The sequence below is a fragment of the Subsaximicrobium wynnwilliamsii genome (genome assembly GCF_007997225.1).
Lineage (GTDB): Bacteria > Bacteroidota > Bacteroidia > Flavobacteriales > Flavobacteriaceae > Psychroserpens > Psychroserpens wynnwilliamsii.
In genome coordinates this window covers 13178-33066 of record NZ_VORM01000013.1, presented here as the reverse complement: position 1 = coordinate 33066, position 19889 = coordinate 13178, and the positions used below count along the sequence as shown (strand labels likewise).

Annotated in this window: 20 protein-coding genes; 11 read left to right on the top strand and 9 right to left on the bottom strand. The window is 40.7% G+C overall.

The window, feature by feature from the left end; all coding sequences use genetic code 11:
* Window positions 1–6 precede the first annotated feature (6 nt).
* The gene (locus ESY88_RS11865; RefSeq protein ID WP_147086921.1) at window positions 7–558 is read left to right on the top strand and encodes a sigma-70 family RNA polymerase sigma factor; all 552 of its coding nucleotides are present in this window, start codon (window positions 7–9) and stop codon (window positions 556–558) included.
* 30 nt (window positions 559–588) lie between these two features.
* Window positions 589–852, top strand: coding sequence for a hypothetical protein (locus tag ESY88_RS11860; protein WP_147086922.1), 264 nt, complete (start codon window positions 589–591; stop codon window positions 850–852).
* On the opposite strand, the gene ESY88_RS11855 is transcribed toward ESY88_RS11860, so the two are convergent.
* On the bottom strand, window positions 826–1659 hold the full coding sequence (locus ESY88_RS11855) for a UbiA prenyltransferase family protein (RefSeq protein WP_147086923.1): 834 nt from the start codon (window positions 1657–1659) through the stop codon (window positions 826–828). The two genes, ESY88_RS11860 and ESY88_RS11855, sit on opposite strands and share 27 nt — an antisense overlap.
* Before the next feature lie 121 nt (window positions 1660–1780).
* Between ESY88_RS11855 and gcvP the strand changes: the two genes are divergently transcribed.
* The 4 genes from gcvP to ESY88_RS11835 all read left to right on the top strand — a co-directional run bounded on the left by gcvP (window position 1781) and on the right by ESY88_RS11835 (window position 7341).
* A complete protein-coding gene (gene gcvP / locus ESY88_RS11850) occupies window positions 1781–4633 on the top strand; it encodes an aminomethyl-transferring glycine dehydrogenase (RefSeq protein ID WP_147086924.1) in 2853 nt (950 codons plus the stop codon).
* Between the two features lie 105 nt (window positions 4634–4738).
* Window positions 4739–5797, top strand: coding sequence for a 3-oxoacyl-ACP synthase III family protein (locus tag ESY88_RS11845; protein ID WP_147086925.1), 1059 nt, complete (start codon window positions 4739–4741; stop codon window positions 5795–5797).
* Window positions 5798–5826: 29 nt separating this feature from the next.
* Entirely contained in the window at window positions 5827–6363 is a 537-nt protein-coding gene (locus ESY88_RS11840; protein ID WP_147086926.1) for a class I SAM-dependent methyltransferase, read from the top strand.
* Between the two features lie 126 nt (window positions 6364–6489).
* Complete coding sequence (locus ESY88_RS11835; RefSeq protein ID WP_147086927.1) at window positions 6490–7341, top strand: glycosyltransferase; 852 nt, start codon at window positions 6490–6492, stop codon at window positions 7339–7341.
* Between the two features lie 140 nt (window positions 7342–7481).
* Here the strand turns inward: ESY88_RS11835 and ESY88_RS11830 are convergent, their stop codons facing one another.
* Together ESY88_RS11830 and pafA are read right to left on the bottom strand one after the other, a co-directional pair.
* A complete protein-coding gene (locus ESY88_RS11830; protein ID WP_147086928.1) occupies window positions 7482–8288 on the bottom strand; it encodes a DNA/RNA non-specific endonuclease in 807 nt (268 codons plus the stop codon).
* Between the two features lie 3 nt (window positions 8289–8291).
* Complete coding sequence (gene pafA, locus ESY88_RS11825) at window positions 8292–9956, bottom strand: alkaline phosphatase PafA (protein WP_147086929.1); 1665 nt, start codon at window positions 9954–9956, stop codon at window positions 8292–8294.
* A 112-nt stretch (window positions 9957–10068) separates the two neighbouring features.
* Between pafA and ESY88_RS11820 the strand changes: the two genes are divergently transcribed.
* Window positions 10069–10809, top strand: coding sequence for an MlaE family ABC transporter permease (locus ESY88_RS11820; RefSeq protein ID WP_147086930.1), 741 nt, complete (start codon window positions 10069–10071; stop codon window positions 10807–10809).
* On the top strand, window positions 10806–11573 hold the full coding sequence (locus ESY88_RS11815; protein ID WP_147086931.1) for an ABC transporter ATP-binding protein: 768 nt from the start codon (window positions 10806–10808) through the stop codon (window positions 11571–11573). Before ESY88_RS11820 ends, ESY88_RS11815 begins: the two co-directional genes overlap by 4 nt.
* Before the next feature lies 1 nt (window position 11574).
* On the opposite strand, the gene ESY88_RS11810 is transcribed toward ESY88_RS11815, so the two are convergent.
* The 4 genes from ESY88_RS11810 to ESY88_RS11795 form a co-directional block, all read right to left on the bottom strand.
* The gene (locus ESY88_RS11810; RefSeq protein WP_147086932.1) at window positions 11575–13053 is read right to left on the bottom strand and encodes a DUF389 domain-containing protein; all 1479 of its coding nucleotides are present in this window, start codon (window positions 13051–13053) and stop codon (window positions 11575–11577) included.
* Between the two features lie 3 nt (window positions 13054–13056).
* Window positions 13057–14136 carry a mannose-1-phosphate guanylyltransferase gene (locus ESY88_RS11805; RefSeq protein WP_147086933.1) on the bottom strand — a complete coding sequence of 360 codons (1080 nt, stop codon included), beginning with the start codon at window positions 14134–14136 and terminating at the stop codon, window positions 13057–13059.
* 226 nt (window positions 14137–14362) lie between these two features.
* On the bottom strand, window positions 14363–14959 hold the full coding sequence (locus ESY88_RS11800; protein ID WP_147086934.1) for a SprT-like domain-containing protein: 597 nt from the start codon (window positions 14957–14959) through the stop codon (window positions 14363–14365).
* A gap of 430 nt (window positions 14960–15389) precedes the next feature.
* Window positions 15390–16037: an HAD family hydrolase gene (locus ESY88_RS11795; protein WP_147086950.1), complete on the bottom strand. Its 648-nt coding sequence runs from the start codon at window positions 16035–16037 to the stop codon at window positions 15390–15392.
* A gap of 351 nt (window positions 16038–16388) precedes the next feature.
* Here ESY88_RS11795 and ESY88_RS11790 point away from each other — a divergent pair, with 351 nt between their 5' ends.
* From ESY88_RS11790 to ESY88_RS11780, 3 genes are all read left to right on the top strand, one after another.
* On the top strand, window positions 16389–17288 hold the full coding sequence (locus tag ESY88_RS11790) for a DnaJ C-terminal domain-containing protein (RefSeq protein WP_147086935.1): 900 nt from the start codon (window positions 16389–16391) through the stop codon (window positions 17286–17288).
* Window positions 17289–17290: 2 nt separating this feature from the next.
* On the top strand, window positions 17291–17581 hold the full coding sequence (locus tag ESY88_RS11785; protein ID WP_147086936.1) for a chaperone modulator CbpM: 291 nt from the start codon (window positions 17291–17293) through the stop codon (window positions 17579–17581).
* 78 nt (window positions 17582–17659) lie between these two features.
* Window positions 17660–17878 carry a hypothetical protein gene (locus ESY88_RS11780; protein ID WP_147086937.1) on the top strand — a complete coding sequence of 73 codons (219 nt, stop codon included), beginning with the start codon at window positions 17660–17662 and terminating at the stop codon, window positions 17876–17878.
* A gap of 174 nt (window positions 17879–18052) precedes the next feature.
* Here the strand turns inward: ESY88_RS11780 and ESY88_RS11775 are convergent, their stop codons facing one another.
* Both ESY88_RS11775 and ESY88_RS11770 read right to left on the bottom strand, forming a co-directional pair.
* The gene (locus ESY88_RS11775; protein ID WP_147086938.1) at window positions 18053–18739 is read right to left on the bottom strand and encodes an SDR family NAD(P)-dependent oxidoreductase; all 687 of its coding nucleotides are present in this window, start codon (window positions 18737–18739) and stop codon (window positions 18053–18055) included.
* Window positions 18729–19715, bottom strand: a complete 987-nt coding sequence (locus ESY88_RS11770) for a M28 family metallopeptidase (RefSeq protein ID WP_147086939.1) — start codon at window positions 19713–19715, stop codon at window positions 18729–18731. Before ESY88_RS11770 ends, ESY88_RS11775 begins: the two co-directional genes overlap by 11 nt.
* Window positions 19716–19889 lie beyond the last annotated feature (174 nt).

The following is a 19889-nucleotide window of genomic DNA, read 5'->3' as shown; positions in this document are numbered from 1 at the left end:
CCTTCAATGCTAGATCACACCATAGACCCAAATACATGGATTAGCAACTATGCCGATTACATGTTCAACTATGCCATAACTCGCGTAAATGATAGAGAAATGGCAAAAGATCTTGTACAGGACACGTTTGTAGCTGGCTTAAAATCAATGGAAAACTTCAAGGGCGAGGCCAGTGAACGCACTTGGCTGATTTCCATATTAAAACGGAAAATCATTGATTATTACCGTAAGAAAAATTCCAAAAAAGGCCAGGCCGAAGTAAGAGTAGGGTACATGAATGAGGATCAAGAAGGCGATTGGCTAGAGGAGCGCGTGGCAGACCCTTTCAGTAAAGATGCGCAAGACATCATAGAAAACGCTGAACTTGGCAAGGCCATCTCTGAATGTATGGCAAAGCTGCCTAAAAAACAGAAACAGGTTTTTGAGATGAAAACCATTTTGGATTATGAAACCAAAGCCATTTGTAATGAACTCGGCATTACTTCGTCTAACCTTTGGGTGATTATCCACAGGGCTAGGATTACGCTAGCCGATTGCATGAAAAAGAACTGGTTTTAACATTTACATTCTTTAGTGACTTTTCTTATTATGAAAAAAAGATTTCTTTTTATTTCTTGCGAGCAAGCCTATCTTATTTGCGACAAAGCCCAATATGGCGAAGCAAATTTATGGGAACGCTTTGAGTTGATGCTTCGCTTGTCGTGGTGCAAATTCGCTCGTGCCTACACCAAAGACAATTGCGCTCTCACAGCGGCCATTCATTCTTCAAAAGACAAATTGCTTACTGAAATTGAACGTGAAGAATTCAGAAAAAACCTTGAAAGGTTAATCCATAAACAACCACAGCACTAGCCAAACGATTGGGATGGCTTCAACAAAAAAGCCGCTATAATACCGATGCTGGTTCTTTTTAGAGCCGATTATGAAGGCCGCCGAAAGCAAGGCTATGACAAAAAGTATTTCAAATTGCTGGACACGGGCTGTTTTAATAAAAAATTCAATCAACACAAAGATCAGCAGCAAAACCAAGCCCATCAACTTAGTGTTGACCACTCCGATTATTTGAGGCATAGTTGCCAATTTTATGCTATCGTAGCTCAAATCTCTAATTTCAAAAGGCATCATGAGCGCCAATACAAAAACGAAACGTTGTAAAGCCATAAGCAGCTCATCACTATTTAAATGGTATCCTGCGTTCAATAAAGGTAAAAATACCGTGACCCCAGACCAGACCAAGGCAATGATATAGATTTTTACACCGCTAATGCTTCTTAATTTTTGTTTCTGATCAAGAAACAAATTCTTTGGCAAAAGTGGTATGGCATAAAGAAAGGTAATACCTGCAAAAATTGATATAAAAAGCAAGGTCGCCACTTCTAAAAAAGCGGCGAAGTAAAGTAAAAGCAAAAAGCAAAGAAATGAAAACACCTGAATGACTTTGAGCCACCTTGCCAAACTGCGATAGTGAAATTTTACAAGGCCAAAATACTTCACAAAATTATACCCAGTTATCGAAGCAAAAAAAATAAAATACAACAGGTCACCATCGTAAGGCAAACCGAACTCAAGCAAGGTCAACCAGGAGAGGGCGAAGACCGCCAAAGCGACATGAATACTGCTATTTATATAAAAATCAAAAATAGCTTTCAATGCTTTCATTTCACAAAAATAATCAAACTGTTAATAACCATTCCAATTGGTTGAAAAGTTTCATTTTCATTAACAACAAAAGCTTATTAATTCCGTAATTTTGCAAGCCAAAACACAACATATTTTCACAATGGATACAGCAGATTTTTCACTTCGTCACATTGGCCCCAGAGAAGCCCAACAACAAGCCATGCTCAAAACAATTGGCGTTGATTCCTTAGAGCAATTAATCTATGAAACCGTTCCCGATGACATCCGTTTAAAGAAGGATCTTGATCTCGATGAACCAATGAGCGAGCAAGACTACTTGCTTCATATTTCTAAGCTCTCTAAAAAGAATAAAGTCTTTTCCACCTATATTGGTCTAGGTTACCATCCTACTATTTTGCCAGCTGTTATTCAAAGAAATGTTCTGGAAAACCCAGGTTGGTATACGGCTTACACGCCTTATCAAGCTGAAATTGCTCAAGGCCGACTCGAAGCCTTATTGAATTTCCAGACCATGATCACCGATCTTACCGGTATGGAATTGGCGAATGCCTCGCTTTTAGATGAAAGTACCGCTGCCGCTGAAGCTATGGGCCTATTATATGCCGTTCGCGATCGTGAGCAAAAGAAAAACAAGATCAATAAATTCTTTGTTTCAGAAGCTATCCTTCCGCAGACGCTATCAGTCTTGAAAACAAGAGCTAATCCCTTGGATATTGAATTGGTGGTTGGCAACGAGGCAGATTTCGATTTTTCTGAAAATTTTTTCGGCGCTATCCTTCAATATCCTGGAAAACACGGACAAGTTACCAACATTAAACCCTTCATTGAAAAAGCGAATGCCGCAAATATCAAAGTGGCAGTTTCCGCAGATATCATGAGTCTCATCAAATTGGAAGCACCAGGTAAATTTGGTGCCGATGTTGTGGTTGGCACTACCCAACGCTTTGGCGTGCCAATGGGTTACGGTGGGCCACATGCTGCTTTTTTCGCAACCAAGGACGCTTACAAGCGTGATCTTCCGGGGCGTATTATTGGAGTTACCAAAGATGCAAATGGCAATCGTGCCTTGCGTATGGCATTACAAACTCGTGAACAACATATCAAACGTGATAAAGCAACCTCTAATATTTGCACGGCTCAAGTATTGCTGGCAGTTATGGCTAGTATGTATGCAGTCTATCATGGGCCAGATGGCTTAAGACATATTGCCAATAAAATTCACAATAAAACTGCGGCACTATCCAAAGCACTGTCCAAACTTGGTTATGAGCAGAGCAATACCTCTTTTTTTGACACCCTTCAACTAAAGGCGAACGCAAAAGCCATAAAAGTGGCTGCGGAAAGCAAAAAAGTCAATTTTTATTATCCGTCGGAAGACACCGTGGTGCTGTCGTTGAATGAAACTACAAACCTAAAGGACTTGAACCGCATCATTTCGATATTTGCTGGGGTCGCACAAAAAGACAGCTTCAAAATCTCTGAAGTTTCCGAAGCAAATGCCATCGACCAGAATTTGCAGCGTCAAACAGACTTTTTAACGGGACCTGTATTTAACACTTACCATTCTGAAACCCAATTGATGCGTTACATCAAACGCTTGGAACGAAAGGATTTGGCTTTAAACCACTCCATGATCCCATTAGGATCTTGTACCATGAAGCTTAACGCTGCTGCCGAAATGTTGCCTTTAAGTTGGTTTCAATGGGGAAGCATACATCCTTATGTACCTGTTGAACAGGCCAAAGGCTATCATAAAGTTTTGAGAAAATTAGAGGATCAATTGACTGAAATCACAGGATTCGCAGGTACCTCACTACAACCAAATTCTGGTGCCCAAGGTGAGTTCGCCGGTTTAATGGTCATCAAGGCCTATCATGAATCCCGTGACGATCACCATAGAAACATTTGTATCATCCCTTCTTCAGCACATGGCACCAACCCTGCAAGTGCAGTAATGGCAGGTATGAAAGTGGTGGTGACCAAATCTTCCGACGATGGTAATATCGATGTGGAAGATTTGCGCGAAAAGGCCGAAATGCATAAAGACAACCTTTCCGCATTGATGATTACTTATCCGTCTACGCATGGTGTTTACGAGTCGGCCATCAAGGAAATCACTCAAATCATTCATGACAACGGCGGACAAGTATACATGGACGGCGCCAATATGAATGCTCAAGTAGGCTTGACCAATCCAGGAAACATAGGCGCAGATGTTTGCCATTTGAATTTACATAAAACCTTTGCCATACCTCATGGTGGCGGTGGCCCAGGTGTAGGTCCTATTTGCGTTGCCAAGCAATTGGTTCCATTTTTACCTAGCAATCCCTTGATAAAAACCGGTGGCGACAATGCCATAACAGCAATTTCAGCAGCCCCTTTTGGATCCTCATTAGTCTGCCTTATTTCTTATGGCTACATCAAAATGCTTGGTGCAAGAGGTCTTAAACGCTCAACCGAAGTCGCGATATTGAACGCCAACTACATCAAGAAACGCCTTCAAGGTGCTTTTGAAACCTTATATTCTGGCGAAAGAGGTCGTGCCGCACATGAGATGATTATTGATTGCAGACCTTTTAAAGCCCACGGCATCGAGGTGGTTGATATCGCCAAACGATTAATGGATTATGGCTTCCATTCACCAACGGTATCATTCCCGGTTGCAGGCACCATGATGATTGAGCCTACCGAAAGTGAAGACCAGGCCGAAATGGATCGTTTTTGCGACGCCATGATCTCCATAAAAAAAGAAATAGAAACTTTATCAAAAGAAGACGACAATAACAAACTTAAAAACGCACCCCACACGTTGGATATGATAACGAGCGACGATTGGCAACTGCCCTATTCACGTCAAGAAGCAGCCTTTCCTTTGGAGTTTGTGAAAGAGAACAAATTCTGGCCAAGCGTGCGTAGGGTTGATGATGCTTATGGAGATCGCAATCTCGTTTGCACCTGTGCTCCTATCGAAGCTTATATGGAAGAGGCTTGATATATTTCATTTGGGCATCGTAAAAAACACCTTCTTAAAACAGGAGTTTTTTATATTATTAGTATATTGTTGGACTACATTTCCACTAATGGGAAATTTTAAAATATGAGTGTAAGAATTATAGGAACAGGTAGCTATATACCAAGTTGTATCGAAAAAAATGAAAATTTTTATAATCACGAATTTTTAAACACCGATGGCTCCGCTATTCTCGGCACCAACGAAGATATTGTTGCTAAGTTCAAAGCCATAACCGGTATTGAGGAGCGGCGTTACATCAATCAGGAACTCGTAAATTCTGACATTGCCTTTTACGCTGCAGAGAAAGCCATTGAGGATGCCAACATAGATAAAGAAACCTTAGATTATATCATCGTTGCCCATAATTATGGGGATGTTAAGTTTGGATCTGAGCAAAGTGATACGGTACCAAGCTTAGCCTCGAGGGTCAAACACTTTTTGGGAATAAAAAATCCAAAATGTGTGGGCTATGATTTATTATTTGGATGCCCTGGTTGGATTGAAGCCGTTATCCATGCCAAGGCGTTTATAAATGCTGGTATCGCAAAACGCTGTTTGGTTATTGGCTCAGAAACCTTGTCAAGAGTGGTAGATAAGCACGACCGTGACTCCATGATCTATAGTGATGGTGCAGGCGCCGTTGTTATAGAAGAAAGCAATGAAGATGGCGGAATAATCGCTCACGAAACTGCCACATTTGCTGCAGATGAAGCGCATTTTATTTACTTCGGAAAAACCAACCATCCAGAAATCACAGACCAACGCCGGTATATAAAAATGTATGGTCGCAAAATCTATGAGTTTGCGCTCAAAAACGTGCCACTGGCCTTGAAAAACTGTTTGGAAGCCAGTGGATTTGGCATTAGTGATGTCAAAAAAATATTAATTCATCAAGCCAATGAGAAGATGGACGAAGCCATTGTAAAACGTTTCTACAAATTACACAGCATGGAAACGCCAAAAGGCGTTATGCCTATGACCATTAATATTTTGGGCAACTCGAGTGTGGCTACCATACCTACCTTGCTTGATTTTATTTTAAAAGGCAAGCTTGAAGGTCAGGAAATCAACAAAGGCGACGTGATCCTGTTTGCAAGTGTTGGAGCTGGGATGAATATTAATGCGATTGTATATCAACACTAAGCTCGAAATCAACCTCTGATATCTTAAATATGTACGAAAACACCTATCCCAATAAGCGTTTTAAACATACTATGGATTTTTTACAACACTATGTTTCTACTGAAGATTCCATTTTAGATTTGGGGGTAACCAATCCATTGTCAGAACTCATGCAAGCAAAAGGATTTGAAGTTCAAAACACATCCGGATTGGATTTAGACTTGGATACTTCGGAAATCGAGTCGACTAAGGCAAACGTTGTTACTGCCTTTGAAATATTCGAACACCTCCTTTCTCCTTTCACTGTTTTAAGATCCATAAAAGCTGATAAATTAGTAGCCTCTATTCCGCTTAACTTATGGTTTGCCTCTGCCTATAGAAGCAAAATCGATATGCGTGATCGCCATTTTCACGAGTTTGAAGATTGGCAATTTGATTGGCTACTGGAAAAAGCCGGTTGGAAGATTATCGCTTCAGAAAAATGGACCAATCCCACAAAGCAATTAGGAATTAGACCCATCTTAAGACGTTTTACACCACGTTATTATATCGTTTACGCAGAACGAGTAAAAAACCCTAAAGCCTAAAGCCTAAATTCCAAATTCCAAAACTATTGACCTATAGGCAAATCGTAAATTTAAAATCGATACGGTTTCTCCAATTCTCCAATAAAGTTGCTTTAAAGCTTAACTTTGAACTTTAAACACTGAACCTTGAACTTCCACATCATCATCCCTGCGCACAACGAAGAAGATTCCATTGCAAAAACCTTGGAGTCTTTGGCAAATCAAAGTTTGTTGCCAAAAAAGGTGGTGGTGGTTAATGACCATTCTTCCGATGGTACGCAAGGCATTGTTGAAGCCTTTGCCTCAAAATATGCCTGGCTGAGCTTGGTAAACAATGCATCTTCCAACGCACATCTTCCTGGCTCAAAAATCATAAATGCATTTTATAAAGCATACGGAACCTTAGATGAAGATTACGATGTGATTTGTAAGTTTGATGCCGATTTGATCTTTCCGAAGCAGTATTTGGAACAATTGGCAGCACATTTTAGCAGTAATCCCAAACTGGGAATGGCCGCAGGTTTTTGTTACATTGAAAAAGATGGAACATGGGTTTTGGAAAACCTTACCCGCAAAGACCACATTCGGGGTGCCCTTAAAGCGTATCGCAAACAATGCTTTTTAGACATTGGCAAACTCAAACCTTCAATGGGCTGGGACACGGTAGATGAGCTGCTTGCCCAATTCTATGGCTGGGAATTGATGACCGATGACAGCTTGAAGGTCAAGCACCTTAAACCCACAGGCATGAGCTACAATAAAGCCTCTAAATACTTACAAGGCGAGGCGATGTACAAAATGCGCTACGGGTTTAGTATTACTCTCATTTCAGCAGTAAAGTTGGCCTATAAAAAGAACAGCTTCAAACTGTTTAAGGATTACCTGGCAGGGTATTTTAGAGCGAAAAACCAAAATGTAGAGCGCTTGGTCACGGAGGCACAAGGGAAATTTATCAGGAAACTGCGTTGGGATGGGATGAAGGAGAAATTTAGAAACTGAAAAATTCCAGAACCTAAAATCCGAAACTTAAACTGAATACCAGACCTAACAGGTTTTAAAAAACCTGTTAGGTCTTTTGTAATAATATTTCTTTCAGGAAAACCGAAATCTCATGAAGCATAACTTCATTTAGAGACCATTCAAAAACTCCAAGCTTTGTGGTCACTCGACGCCTCCAAGCTGCTCTCGATCCCATCTTCTAAGCCAGGGAAAAAGTCAATCCCCGTAAGGGTCTCTATACTATCTACGGAAACTACAAAAGTGTATAACGGTAAGTTAGAATTTTCATGCGGCATTAAAAATGCAATCATTTTTGGATTACCTGAATTATAATCAATCACTATTTTAAAAAATTGGTTGGGTACGCTCACTTTCTCTGTGCCAATGCTTTTCAGGTTTCCTTTCAAAACACCCCCTGTGACTACATAAACACCATTATATGTATTGGCCCAATAGCGTACTTTCTGCTCCAGTGAATTCCAGATACCCGCGTTGAAGTTGTGCAATTGCGGACTCACATTACTCGTCAAAAAGGTTTCGTCATGTGCTTGCTGGCTGTATTTCCTGTCGGCTGCAGGACAAAGATGCCCGCGGTCATAGCCAGAATTTTTATAGTTGCGCCAATGTGCGGCTCCGGTTTCCACCGCTTCGTCAATCTCAAAATAAGGGCGTTTAAAGTTAGTGGTACTCAAGTCTGATCGTTTGAGCTCATAGGCTACCCATTCCGCTTGTTCGTTAGCTTCGCTGTAAGACAAGGTATAACCATCGTGATAGACGATTTGGCCTGTTGTGCTTGTGGGAAGAAAATAGGTGTTTGTTTTAGGTTTCGCTGTTCTTCCTTGCTGAATGACTTCCGCGGAAGCGTCATCATTCAAGACAAGCTCATAGCCAAATACACCAACAAGTACTAATACCGCCGCTATAGTATATAAAGTCTTCCGTTTCAAAACTTAATCAATCACATAACCTAAGGGCTGACCCGTGGATCCATTTGGAAAACTAATCCCTAAAAGCGCCGACATGGTTGGGGCAATATCAGAGATAACGGTTTTATCAAAGGTAGCGCCCTGCTTGATACCTTTTCCGAAGAATAACAAAGGCACGTGCGTGTCATAATTGAGCGCGCTCCCATGTGTTGAACCGGTTTTTCCGTAAGAAATATAGCCGATATCGTTTACCAAAATCACATCTCCTGATCGCTTTTGGTTGAAACCATTCTGGAGCAGTTCTTCAACTCCTGATGTAAAATCATTGGTGCTCATTGTTGTGGCTGTATAAACCTTGGCCATGTGCTCATAAGTAAGCTGCTCATTGGCAATGGCCTGCTGCACGTCTTGAAGATCCAGTCCCATATCCATCACTTTTTTACGATCTAGAAATATTTGGCTGTTGCTATAGTTTTCCATGATTTCTGTCGTGCCATAGGTGTTTTGTAAAAAGGTGTTGAACTGTTCTTTTCGCAGATTGTTATCTAAATACCCAGCAGGTATTTTTACTGAAGCTAAATAGGATGGCACCTCAATAGCGCCATGATCTGAGGTCAAGAAAACGGTGTATTCGCCCTTGCCTACCTCTGCATCCAAAAACTTGAAAAATCGTTCCAAATCCAAATCCAGTCTAATGTAAGTATCCTCAATCTCCTTGGAGTTGACCCCAAAATTGTGACCCACATAATCGGTTGAGGAGTAACTAAGGGTCAAAACATCTGTAACATCGTCTTTGCCCAATTGCTCTCCTTTTATAGCCGCCATCGCAAAATCTGTGGTCAAGCTATTGCCATAAGGCGTTGCTTTAAGAATATCGAACTCACGGTTGTCTTTGCTCAGTTTGGACAGGTCATAAGGAAACGTGGCTTTCTCCTGACCTCTAAAACCGCCTTCAAAGTCGTTCTCATCCAATCCGCTTTGAGTATAGGTGCTCATATCGTAAAAGGTGTCCCAGACTTTAAAATAATATTCCGCAGCATTTGAATCGTTGAAATCACTGACCCATTTTGGTAGGTCATTTCTATAAAAAGTGCTGGTAATCCATGCGCCTTCATCCCTGCCATGAAACCAATAGGCGGCATTCGCGGTATGACCTGCTGGCAGTATGGCTCCTCGATCTTTTAAGGCAATACCAATCGTTTTACCCTTCATTTGCGTAAACAAACGGTTTTCATCGGTAAAACTCGTGGTTTTCATGCGATGCGGTGACATTTTACCGGCATCATCTTGTGTGCCTACAGATTGCACACTGTCATCTCCAGCACAGTAGACCATTTCTTTACGTTCACGATCGTAAAAATCATTACCAATAATACCATGGTATTTTGGAGTTGTACCTGTATAAACCGAGGCATGACCGGGACCAGTATAAGTAGGCACATAATTAAAATGGTTGTTTTTACAGTTGAATCCTTCAGTCATCATACGCTTGAAACCACCGTCTCCATAACGGTCGTAGAATCTTGTAAGATAATCGTAACGCATTTGATCAACCACAATACCTACTACCAACTTTGGCCTTGAATCTTGCGCGATTTTAGTTGTGGAAGCATTGGATTCGTTTAAAGTTTGCGCCTTAGAGGAGGCCACAACTAAAAGAACGAGCATGAGCTTTATTAAATATTTCATTGGATGTGGATGTTTTATTTGTTCAAAAGTACAGATTTTAGTTTAGCATCTTTTAAACTTAAGGTTAAATACCATTAAGATTTTTTTTACTTTTACCGTAACAAATTCAGCTATGACATACCTGCATAATATTGGCACTTATTTTATGATGATTGGCCAAATGTTTCATAAGCCCACCAAATGGTCTGTGATGCGTCGCTTGGTTTTTAAGGACATTGAAGACTTGATTATCGGCTCCTTGGGCATTGTATCTTTCATATCGTTTTTTGTTGGCGGTGTCGTCACGATCCAAACCGCCTTAAATATAGACAATCCCTTGATCCCAAAATCCTTGATTGGTTTTGCGACGAGACAATCCATTATATTGGAGTTCGCGCCTACATTTATTTCCATAATCATGGCGGGTAAAGTAGGATCCTACATCACATCCAGTATTGGCACCATGCGTGTTACCGAACAAATAGACGCGCTTGAGGTTATGGGAATCAATGCGGTTAATTACCTCGTGTTTCCTAAGTTTGTCGCTTTGATGCTTTATCCTTTCGTGATTTCCATTGCGATGTTTCTAGGTATTGTTGGTGGGCTGGCTGCGGTGATTTTTGGCGATTTTGGCACTGTGGATGATTTCATCACAGGCGTACAATTAGATTTTATACCATTTCATATCTTTTACGCATTTTTAAAAACAATAGTCTTTGCCTTTGTTTTAGCAACCATCCCTTCATTTTATGGTTTCTACATGAAAGGCGGTGCTTTGGAAGTTGGTAAAGCCAGTACCACATCTTTTGTATGGACCAGTGTGGTAATTATTTTACTGAATTACATTTTAACGCAATTACTACTCAGCACATGATAGAAGTTAAGGATATAGAAAAATCATTTGGCGATGCACGTATTTTAAAAGGCATTTCAACCACCTTTGAAGAAGGAAAGACCAGTATGGTCATAGGACAAAGTGGCTCTGGAAAAACCGTATTTCTCAAATGCCTGCTCGGATTATTCACGCCAGAAAAAGGGGAAATCATTTATGATGGCAGACCCTATTCTGGACTGAGTGATGACCAACGAAGTGATCTTAGAGCAGAAATGGGGATGGTTTTTCAAGGAAGCGCACTTTTTGACTCCATGAATATTTTAGAAAACGTCATGTTTCCATTGCGTATGTTCACCAAGCAAAGCAAAAGCGAAATGGCAGATCGTGCCGATGAAGTTTTAAAACGTGTGAATCTCGAGGATGCCCATAAAAAAATGCCAAGTGAAGCTTCAGGTGGTATGCAAAAACGGGTTGCCATTGCAAGAGCCATCGTAAACCGACCTAAATACTTATTTTGTGATGAGCCTAACTCAGGACTGGATCCTAGAACGGCCATTGTCATTGATAATCTCATTCAAGAAATTACCGAAGAATACAACATCACCACAGTGATCAACTCGCACGATATGAACTCGGTCATGGAAATTGGTCAGAAAATCGTCTTTTTAAAAGATGGAGTCAAAGCTTGGGAAGGCTCTAACAAAACCATCTTCAAAACAGATAACGAAGCGGTAACCAATTTTGTGTACTCCTCTGATTTATTTAAAAAAGTAAGACAAATGTATTTGGAAGAACGCCAATAATCTAGTTTCGCTTGATGATGATGGTATCGAGATTTAGCTCCGATTTTAACCATTTAGACAACTGGGCTTCTTTAACTGTTCTCAAACTATCATTTAAAGAGCCGCTCCATTTCACATTGGCCAAAGCCACAGTGTCAATGTTTATAAAATCTTTGGATTGCAACATTTTTGAGTACCCAAAGTACTCCAAATCATGAAAACGAACCTTCGCATCTCGAGACAAGCTCGTAAATGAAAATCCTCCCACTTGATTGTTGTTGGCCTCCACCTGTTTGTTCAAATTAGTGATATTAGACTGCAGTGCTTCGATTTGTTTTTGCAAACCAGCAACAATATTATCCTTTTCATCCAAATCTTCATAAGCACGATCAAGCGACTCAGATAATCGGTCCATGCTTCTGGTTTTATTGGCATTGATGATGAGCTCAAAGTCATTGATGTTCTCGTAATCTTTGAGGCGATTTTGGAGTGCGCTGGACATATCATCAGACACGTCACCATTGAAGAAAAAGGTCAATTTTCGGGCTTGCACATCCATGTCTTTGCGCTGCAACCAAAGATTAGGGTTGGCATCGATTTCATTGGAGACAAAATCCTTATAATCCCTTTCGTATTTACTTTCCTGTAATACCGTTAAAAACGTCCAAATTGCGGGTATCATTACCACGATGGCGACTAAGGTTGCCACTCTCGAAATGCGTTTTCGTTTAGCAGAATTGGCATATTTCTGCATAGGAAAGCGCAAGATCTTCAACACAATAAACGTGGCCAATGCGATAAAAATGGTATTGATACTAAACAAGTACATCGCACCAAAAAAGTAACTCCAATTGCCCACGGCCAATCCATAGCCCGCGGTACACAGTGGCGGCATTAAGGCAGTGGCAATGGCCACCCCAAAAATAACAGAAGCAATGGTCCCTTTTTTAGTTCGGGCAATGATAAGCGCCAAACCACCAAAAAATGCAATCAAGACATCTCGAATATCAGGACGAGTTCTCCCTAGGAGTTCAGATGTTTCTTCATTTAGAGGAAAGAGCGCAAAGAATAAAAACGCGGTCAACAAACTCAGCACAATCATGGTGGCCAAGTTGATCAATGAGCGTTTTAAGGTGTCGATATCGTTGACTGCTATAGAAAGACCAACACCCAAAATCGGACCCATAAGTGGCGATATCAACATCGCGCCAATAACGACTGCGGTAGAATCGGCATTGAGACCAATGGATGCTACAAAAATAGAGCATACCAAAATCCAGGCAGTAGCGCCTTTAAATGGGATATCTCCCTTAATGGCCATAATGGTCGCATCACGATCGGTATCGTCTCTAAAGTCAAGCAAATTGTGCATGAACAGGCTAATGCTTTCCCAAAGGCCTAGCGCATCTTTTTTGATCGCATCCTTAGATTGCTCTACCGCCTTTTCCTTTTGCTCTTGGCTTTCTTCTTCAGAAAAATTGAATTTATGCTCGTCACTCATAGTTTAACCAAACTGTGACCCAAATTTGTCCTTGACCTTTTGGAGCACTTTTTTAATATCCTGTTCTTTTGTCTTCGGAAAGATAAGCAAAACCTCTTCTTTATCAACAATAATATAATCCTTGAGTCCATCAACCACCACAATCTTGTTGGCTTTGGACCTAATCATGTTTCCACTGGCGTCTTGGGTTAAGGTCTTTGCATTAACAACTGCATTATCAGCTTCGTCCTTGTCGAGTTTATCATACAAACTTCCCCAAGTACCTAGGTCGTTCCAATCAAAGGTCGCTGGCAACACGTACACATTTTTACTAGATTCCATAATGGCATAATCCACCGAAATATTTTCAGCCTTGGCGTAATTTTGACTGATAAAATCGTGTTCACGGTCCGTATTGTAATCGTTGATGCCTGTCTCAAAAAGTTGGTACAATTCCGCTTGATTATTCCTAAAGGCTTCCACAACGCTTTTTACACTCCACATAAAAATACCCGCATTCCAAAGAAAATTGCCTTGGGCTATAAATGATTTTGCCGTGTCGTAGTCTGGTTTTTCGCGAAACTGACTCACCGGTTTAATTTCTTCTTCGGAAGTCTTATCGTATTCAATATAGCCATATCCAGTATTTGGAAAGGTAGGTTGTATGCCCAAAGTCATCAAAGCATCATGTTTTGAACAGAAATCGAATGCTTTTTGCACATTTTGGGCGAAGGCATTTTCATCCTCAATCCAATGGTCGCTTGGTGCCACGATCATAACCGCATCGGCATTTTCCTTTTGGATTTTTAAAGCAGCATATAAAATACAAGGTGCGGTATTTCGCATGGCAGGCTCCAAAACCACTTGGCGCTTGGTCACTTCTGGCAATTGCTCGAAAACCAAATCGTTGTAACGCTCGTTGGTTAAAATGAAGATGTTTTCCTTCGGAATCAATTTCGATAAGCGTTTGAAGGTTTTCTGAATCAAAGTATCCCCAGTGCCCAACATATCGTGAAATTGCTTCGGAAATGCTTCTGTACTCACTGGCCAAAATCGTGACCCAACACCGCCTGCCATTAAGATGGCGTAATAATTTGTGTTCATTTTTAATTCATTTTCAGAGTTCAACCCTGTATTAATGCTTATTCTGAAGAATTTGAAATGCTCCAGAAATAATCGTTCTTTTAATCGCTTTCAAGCTCATAAAAACCAAGACCCATCCACAACCCAGATTGTCGCTGTTTCAGCCGCCCTAGTTACTTAAGACAAAAGCCTTCAAACTGAGGACTGGAGACTGAAGACTGAAAACTGAAAACTGAAGACTAAAAACCTACTCCAAAACCTCCACCTCAGCATTCGGGTTAAACAAATATAACCGACCTGTTTTCAATTCCAAACATTCATAGCGTTTTGTGCGTTTATTCCCTTTTCTGAAAACTCTACCGTTATACAATTTAAAGGCAGTGCCTTCTGGAACTTCAAAAACGTAGGTCTTATCATTGGGCGCATCAAATTGTTTTAATGCGTAGGCTAAATCAATGTCGGTATCTGAGCTCGCTTTCGGGTTTTTGAAATGTCTGGCCAGCAGGGGCAATAATTCCGAAGGAAAAATACTCGGACTCAAAAACGGCAGCATCAAATGCTGAAAGGTGCGTTTCCACTCCTTCCCATGGGGCTTGATGTGTTTTCCGTAGTTTTTATAGGCCTCGAAATGGGCGATTTCATGCACGGTGGTAATCAAAAACCGGTACGGATTCAAATTGCCATTGATCGTGATTTGATGAAAACCATTGGGTAAAGACCTGTAATCACCATGTTTGGATTTTCGTTCTTTTTTGACTTTTATAGTCAGGTGTTCATGGTCTAAAAGCGTCATTAATGGTGTAATGGCCTGCTTCGGGACAAATTGTTCAAGCGCTTGTTGCATGGGACAAAAATAGCCGATTTACTTCTATAAACTAAGCGAAATTCACCAATTTTATAGTGCAACTTAAATTGCTGTGTTTGGCCAAATGATGGGATAAAAAAACTACACCCACTTTTTTAATTTGCACGTCGAAGTTCGAGAGGAATGTGGATGTAGATTTCCGATTGATTGTAAATGTTTATGCTAGAGATAAAAAGTTGCTACGGAAGCTAGGCTTTTTCAGGATTCAATTGTTGCAGAAATCCATTCCGAAGCCATAGAAATTAATGGAAATAAAAGTTACGCCAAAAAAGTAAAGCTTTCAAAAACGACCGATTAAGCCCCAGTACGACACCTGGAATTTAGAACCTGCCAGCCGGGCCAGGTTTGGAGTTTCAAACGCACTCTTGATTTCGTTTTGTTTGCATTGAGTTCTTTAGAAACGCAAGACCTAAAGCAGATGTTCCAAATCCTTCATATCCTGAAAAACCACATCGGCATTGCCTTCCAATTCATTATTGAAATCGTGGGCGGCATAGCCTAAAACTGGAAATCCACCTGCTTTTGCTGCAGTTACACCTGGAAGACTATCTTCTATGACCGCGCATTCCTCTGGCTTAAAGCCCATGGTTTTTGCTGCCCAAAGATAAATGGCAGGGTCTGGCTTCCATTTTTGGATGGTATAACAACTAAAGATGTTACCCTCAAAATAAGGCAACAATCCCGTATGTTCTAAATTGAGCCTGATTTTGGATTCTGGACCACTAGACGCCACACAAAAAGGCAGGTTGAGTTGTTTGATGATATTCACAACGCCTTCAATGGGCTGGATATGCTTCTTGAAATTTTCAAAACTTTGCTCGCGGTACTGTGCTTCGAAATTGGCAGGCATTGGTTCGCTTATGAGTTTTGAGATTTTTTCAATACCACTGTTCATTGAGCCTCCCTTAAAATGCGTCAGGGCATAGTCCAAATCAATATTGGCTCCCAGACCATTGGCCATATCAACCAAGACTTGATTCCCTATGGCTTCGCTATCGACCAGCACCCCGTCACAATCAAAGATGATGCATTTGTATTTTGGTTTTTTTATGGACATGGCTGTAAAATTAAGAATAAACATTGAGCTAAATGTTTAAAGCCAAGGCTAATTGACCTTAGAGTTGAGACCGCAAAAAAACAGAACTTAAATTAATATTTCGAAAAACCAGTCTGCGTTATTATTTGATATCAAAGATGTCGTCTAAGCGCTTCAAAAGATAACACCATGCCTCACATGCTAAGTCATCCTATATAATATCACTCAACATCCTGGCATCATGATGCAATTTCTTGAGGATCATCACTACCAAATTAAGGCAATTCTTAACGGACTGAGCGTTTGTATTGGTAAAAAAAACGTTTAACTTAGCGAGACAGTTAACAAATTTTTCCACCGAACATTCCAACTATGGCATTCATCGATTACTATAAAATCCTAGGTCTTGACAAAGGCGCCTCCACTGCCGAAATCAAAAAAGCATACCGAAAACAGGCCAGAAAATACCATCCCGACCTCAACCCCAACGATAAGGAAGCTGAAGTCAAATTCAAACAAGTCAACGAGGCCAACGAGGTGCTGAGCAATGCAGAACATCGCAAGAAATACGATAAATACGGCGAAAACTGGAAACACGGCGATGCCTATGCCCAAGCAGAACAACAGCAACGCCAACAGCAAGGTTCGCGGCAATATGCGGGAAACGCGCAAGGCTTTGAAGGTTTTGGTGATGGCGAATATTCCGATTTTTTTGAATCCATGTTTGGCGGCGGATTTTCGAACAGAGGTTCCAACGTAAAATATCGGGGTCAGGATTTTAATGCACAATTGCAACTCAATTTAAAGGACGTTTACACGGCCGAAAAACGGGTGCTTACCGTCAATGGTAAGAACATTCGTTTAACGATTCCTGCCGGTATTACCAACGGGCAAATCATAAGAATCAAAGGCAAAGGCGGTGCCGGACAAAACGGAGGGCCTCATGGGGATTTGTTGATTGAGTTCCAGATTTTAAACAACACCGATTTTAAACGTGATGGCGCCAATCTTTATAAAGATGTTGAGCTTGACCTTTACAAAGCGGTCTTAGGCGGTGAGCTCACAGTGAATACTTTCGACGGAAAAGCGAAGTTGAACATCAAACCCCTAACCCAAAACGACACTAAAGTCAAATTGAAAGGCAAGGGTTTTCCGAAGTATAAAAAAGAGAATCAACATGGCGACCTATACATTAATTTTAAGGTACAAATGCCTAAAAAACTAAACGACAAGGAAAAAGCACTCTTTGAAGAATTAGCAAAATTACAATAGACATGAAAGATACACATCTCATACCCATCCCAGAACTATGCACCCATTACCATTTGGAACTGTCTTTTTTTGACGAGCTCAAAAACTACGGACTCATAGAAATCACAACGGTTGAGCAGGTTTATTGCATCCATAAAGACCGGATGCCAGAGCTTGAGAAAATGATTCGCTTGCACCGAGAGCTAAATCTCAACTTTGAAGGCATTGACACAGTATTCAACATGCTCGAAAAAATGGAGCGATTGCAAGTGGAACTTACTACTGTTAAAAACCGTCTCCGTTTATACGAGTAGTTTAAGCGAACTACTCAACAAAAAAAGTGATTTGAGTTCTTAGCTGTTTTTTTTAAATATTTGAGAAGAGTAAATATTATGGATATTCAAGCATCAAAAATCGAACTTGCCAAAATAATCTTGAACAGTGAAAACGATAGTTTCATTAAGAGGTTAAAGGAATTCATTTCGAATGAAGATGCCGATTTCTGGAATAGATTAAACCCGTCAGAACGTTCGGAAATACAAGAAGGTATTGAACAATTAAATCTAGGTAAGCGTACCAAATTTAATGAAGTTCTTGAAAATCTCTGTTGATGGAAGTTTTCATGTCAGAGCTTGCAAAAACAAGCTTAAAAAACTAACCGAGTACTTGCTCGAGGAATGGAACTTCAAAGTCAAAAAAGATTTTTAAGGCTTTAGCAACTCTATAGTTTAGACCTTTCAGGTTTTAAAAACCTGAAAGCTTTCAATTTCTCCTAAATTAAAAGCTCAAGGCGTAGAATTAGACACCTGCAACACCTTCCCATTATAAAATTGATTTCCCGTTAGGGCAAAGTCCGCGATATAGGTCGCCATCCCCTTCGCTGAAGTATGTACCTCATAACCCGGAAAGGCTTCCGCCAACATCTCGGTTTGTACCGCACCCAAGGCCAACACATTAAATTGCGGACCGGCTTCCTTATATTCCTCAGCCAATAATTCGGTTAATGTAATAATCGCAGCCTTACTGGAGCTGTAGGCTGCAAGACCAGGGAATTTCATACTGCCTTGGATACCGCCCATAGAGCTAATGCTAAGCACATGACCATCAGCTTTCATAAATGGGATGACGATGCGCGTGAGTTCTGCAGCGCCAAACACATTGGTTTGATAGACTTTTTTAAAATCGTCCATAGACGTTTCAGCAAACGGTTTGTTCACGATAGCGCCTGCATTATTGATGAGGACATCCACATGTTTCCATTCATTTTTGATGAATTGCTCTACTTTTTTGTAATCGCCTTCAGCATTCAAATCGAAAGCAAAAGCCGAAATATTTTCAAGCTTGAGATTAGTCACTGGATTGGCATTTCTTGACAGCGCCAAAACCTTGTGACCTTGGGCCGCCAAAAGCTGCGCCAACTCAAAGCCAATGCCTCTACTTGTTCCTGTGATGATGATGTTTTTAGTTTTCATACAATTTAATATCTTGGGTTGGGGTATTGCTCATTTTCTCAATTACGGGAATCATTTTAGTAATCAAATTGGCCATGTGCTCATAATCCATCAATTCTGCTTCATCATCCACATGATGGTAATAGTCATAATTGGTAAAATCGAAAGTAGAAATGGTTTGTGCAGGCAACTTGAACTGCTCGTAAAACGGATAATTATCAGACCTCATGAACAATTGGTATTCTTTGGCCTTCGGAAGAAATCCCAGCAAATTTGAACCTGCATATTCATTCATTTTTTCCGCCATGTTCGAGGCTTCAAATCCAGTGAGATACGCTTCGTATTCGCGGTCTTTCATAGGCACGCCAATCATTTCAAAGTTGACCATGGCATAGAGGTTGACGTTTTCTTCCTTTAATTTTTCAGCCAAATGCTTAGAGCCCAAAAGCCCTTTTTCTTCAGAAGAAAATAAAGCAAAGATCAAGCTTCGTTTATTGGACTTGGCGTTTGCAAAATGATTTGCCAAAGCCAGCACCGCACTTGTTCCAGCGGCATTATCGTTGGCGCCATTGGCAATGGAATCGCCTTCTACCACTTTTCCGAGGCCAATATGATCGTAATGTGCTCCTAAAAGAATGTACTCTTTTTTTAGTTTTGGGTCGCTGCCTTCAACCACGCCTACCACATTGAAAGCATTTATGGTCTTGGGTGTTTCTCCCGCTTGCGCCGCTCTTGTATCTTGAAATTCAAAAGTGTCGCGATAGGTCTTAAAATACGGTTGAACGCCATTAGCCTTCATTTGTTTTTCGAGATAAACGGCGGCTTTTTCGATGCCATCACTTCCAGCTTCACGTCCCAACAGTTCATCTGATGACAAGTATTCAACGGTTTGTTTTAATTCTGAAGACGGAATGTTGTTAGAGGTGGTTGTAGGTTTATCTGAAGATTTGCAACTTAAAAGTAGCAGCAAGATAAAAAAGGAAGTAATTGATTTCATGTAAAAAATGTGTTAGCGGCCTTCAAAGTGTCATTGCGAGGCAAGATGCAATCTCCCTGCAGGTATCATTAGTTGATTGGGAAATAGCTACAAGGTTTTCGAAACCTCACAGCATATTTTTAAGAGCTAAAGATAAAAAATCCCAAGACCTTAAAACAGGAATTGGGATTTTTA

Excerpts from the sequence above, each read along its gene's own strand:
- ESY88_RS11865 (WP_147086921.1), top strand. The coding sequence starts at position 7 with ATGCTAGATCACACCATAGACCCAAATACATGGATTAGCAACTATGCC.
- ESY88_RS11860 (WP_147086922.1), top strand. The coding sequence starts at position 589 with ATGAAAAAAAGATTTCTTTTTATTTCTTGCGAGCAAGCCTATCTTATT.
- ESY88_RS11855 (WP_147086923.1), bottom strand. The coding sequence starts at position 1,659 with ATGAAAGCATTGAAAGCTATTTTTGATTTTTATATAAATAGCAGTATT.
- gcvP (WP_147086924.1), top strand. The coding sequence starts at position 1,781 with ATGGATACAGCAGATTTTTCACTTCGTCACATTGGCCCCAGAGAAGCC.
- ESY88_RS11845 (WP_147086925.1), top strand. The coding sequence starts at position 4,739 with ATGAGTGTAAGAATTATAGGAACAGGTAGCTATATACCAAGTTGTATC.
- ESY88_RS11840 (WP_147086926.1), top strand. The coding sequence starts at position 5,827 with ATGTACGAAAACACCTATCCCAATAAGCGTTTTAAACATACTATGGAT.
- pafA (WP_147086929.1), bottom strand. The coding sequence starts at position 9,956 with ATGAAATATTTAATAAAGCTCATGCTCGTTCTTTTAGTTGTGGCCTCC.
- ESY88_RS11820 (WP_147086930.1), top strand. The coding sequence starts at position 10,069 with ATGACATACCTGCATAATATTGGCACTTATTTTATGATGATTGGCCAA.
- ESY88_RS11815 (WP_147086931.1), top strand. The coding sequence starts at position 10,806 with ATGATAGAAGTTAAGGATATAGAAAAATCATTTGGCGATGCACGTATT.
- ESY88_RS11810 (WP_147086932.1), bottom strand. The coding sequence starts at position 13,053 with ATGAGTGACGAGCATAAATTCAATTTTTCTGAAGAAGAAAGCCAAGAG.
- ESY88_RS11805 (WP_147086933.1), bottom strand. The coding sequence starts at position 14,136 with ATGAACACAAATTATTACGCCATCTTAATGGCAGGCGGTGTTGGGTCA.
- ESY88_RS11800 (WP_147086934.1), bottom strand. The coding sequence starts at position 14,959 with ATGCAACAAGCGCTTGAACAATTTGTCCCGAAGCAGGCCATTACACCA.
- ESY88_RS11795 (WP_147086950.1), bottom strand. The coding sequence starts at position 16,037 with ATGTCCATAAAAAAACCAAAATACAAATGCATCATCTTTGATTGTGAC.
- ESY88_RS11790 (WP_147086935.1), top strand. The coding sequence starts at position 16,389 with ATGGCATTCATCGATTACTATAAAATCCTAGGTCTTGACAAAGGCGCC.
- ESY88_RS11785 (WP_147086936.1), top strand. The coding sequence starts at position 17,291 with ATGAAAGATACACATCTCATACCCATCCCAGAACTATGCACCCATTAC.
- ESY88_RS11780 (WP_147086937.1), top strand. The coding sequence starts at position 17,660 with ATGGATATTCAAGCATCAAAAATCGAACTTGCCAAAATAATCTTGAAC.
- ESY88_RS11775 (WP_147086938.1), bottom strand. The coding sequence starts at position 18,739 with ATGAAAACTAAAAACATCATCATCACAGGAACAAGTAGAGGCATTGGC.
- ESY88_RS11770 (WP_147086939.1), bottom strand. The coding sequence starts at position 19,715 with ATGAAATCAATTACTTCCTTTTTTATCTTGCTGCTACTTTTAAGTTGC.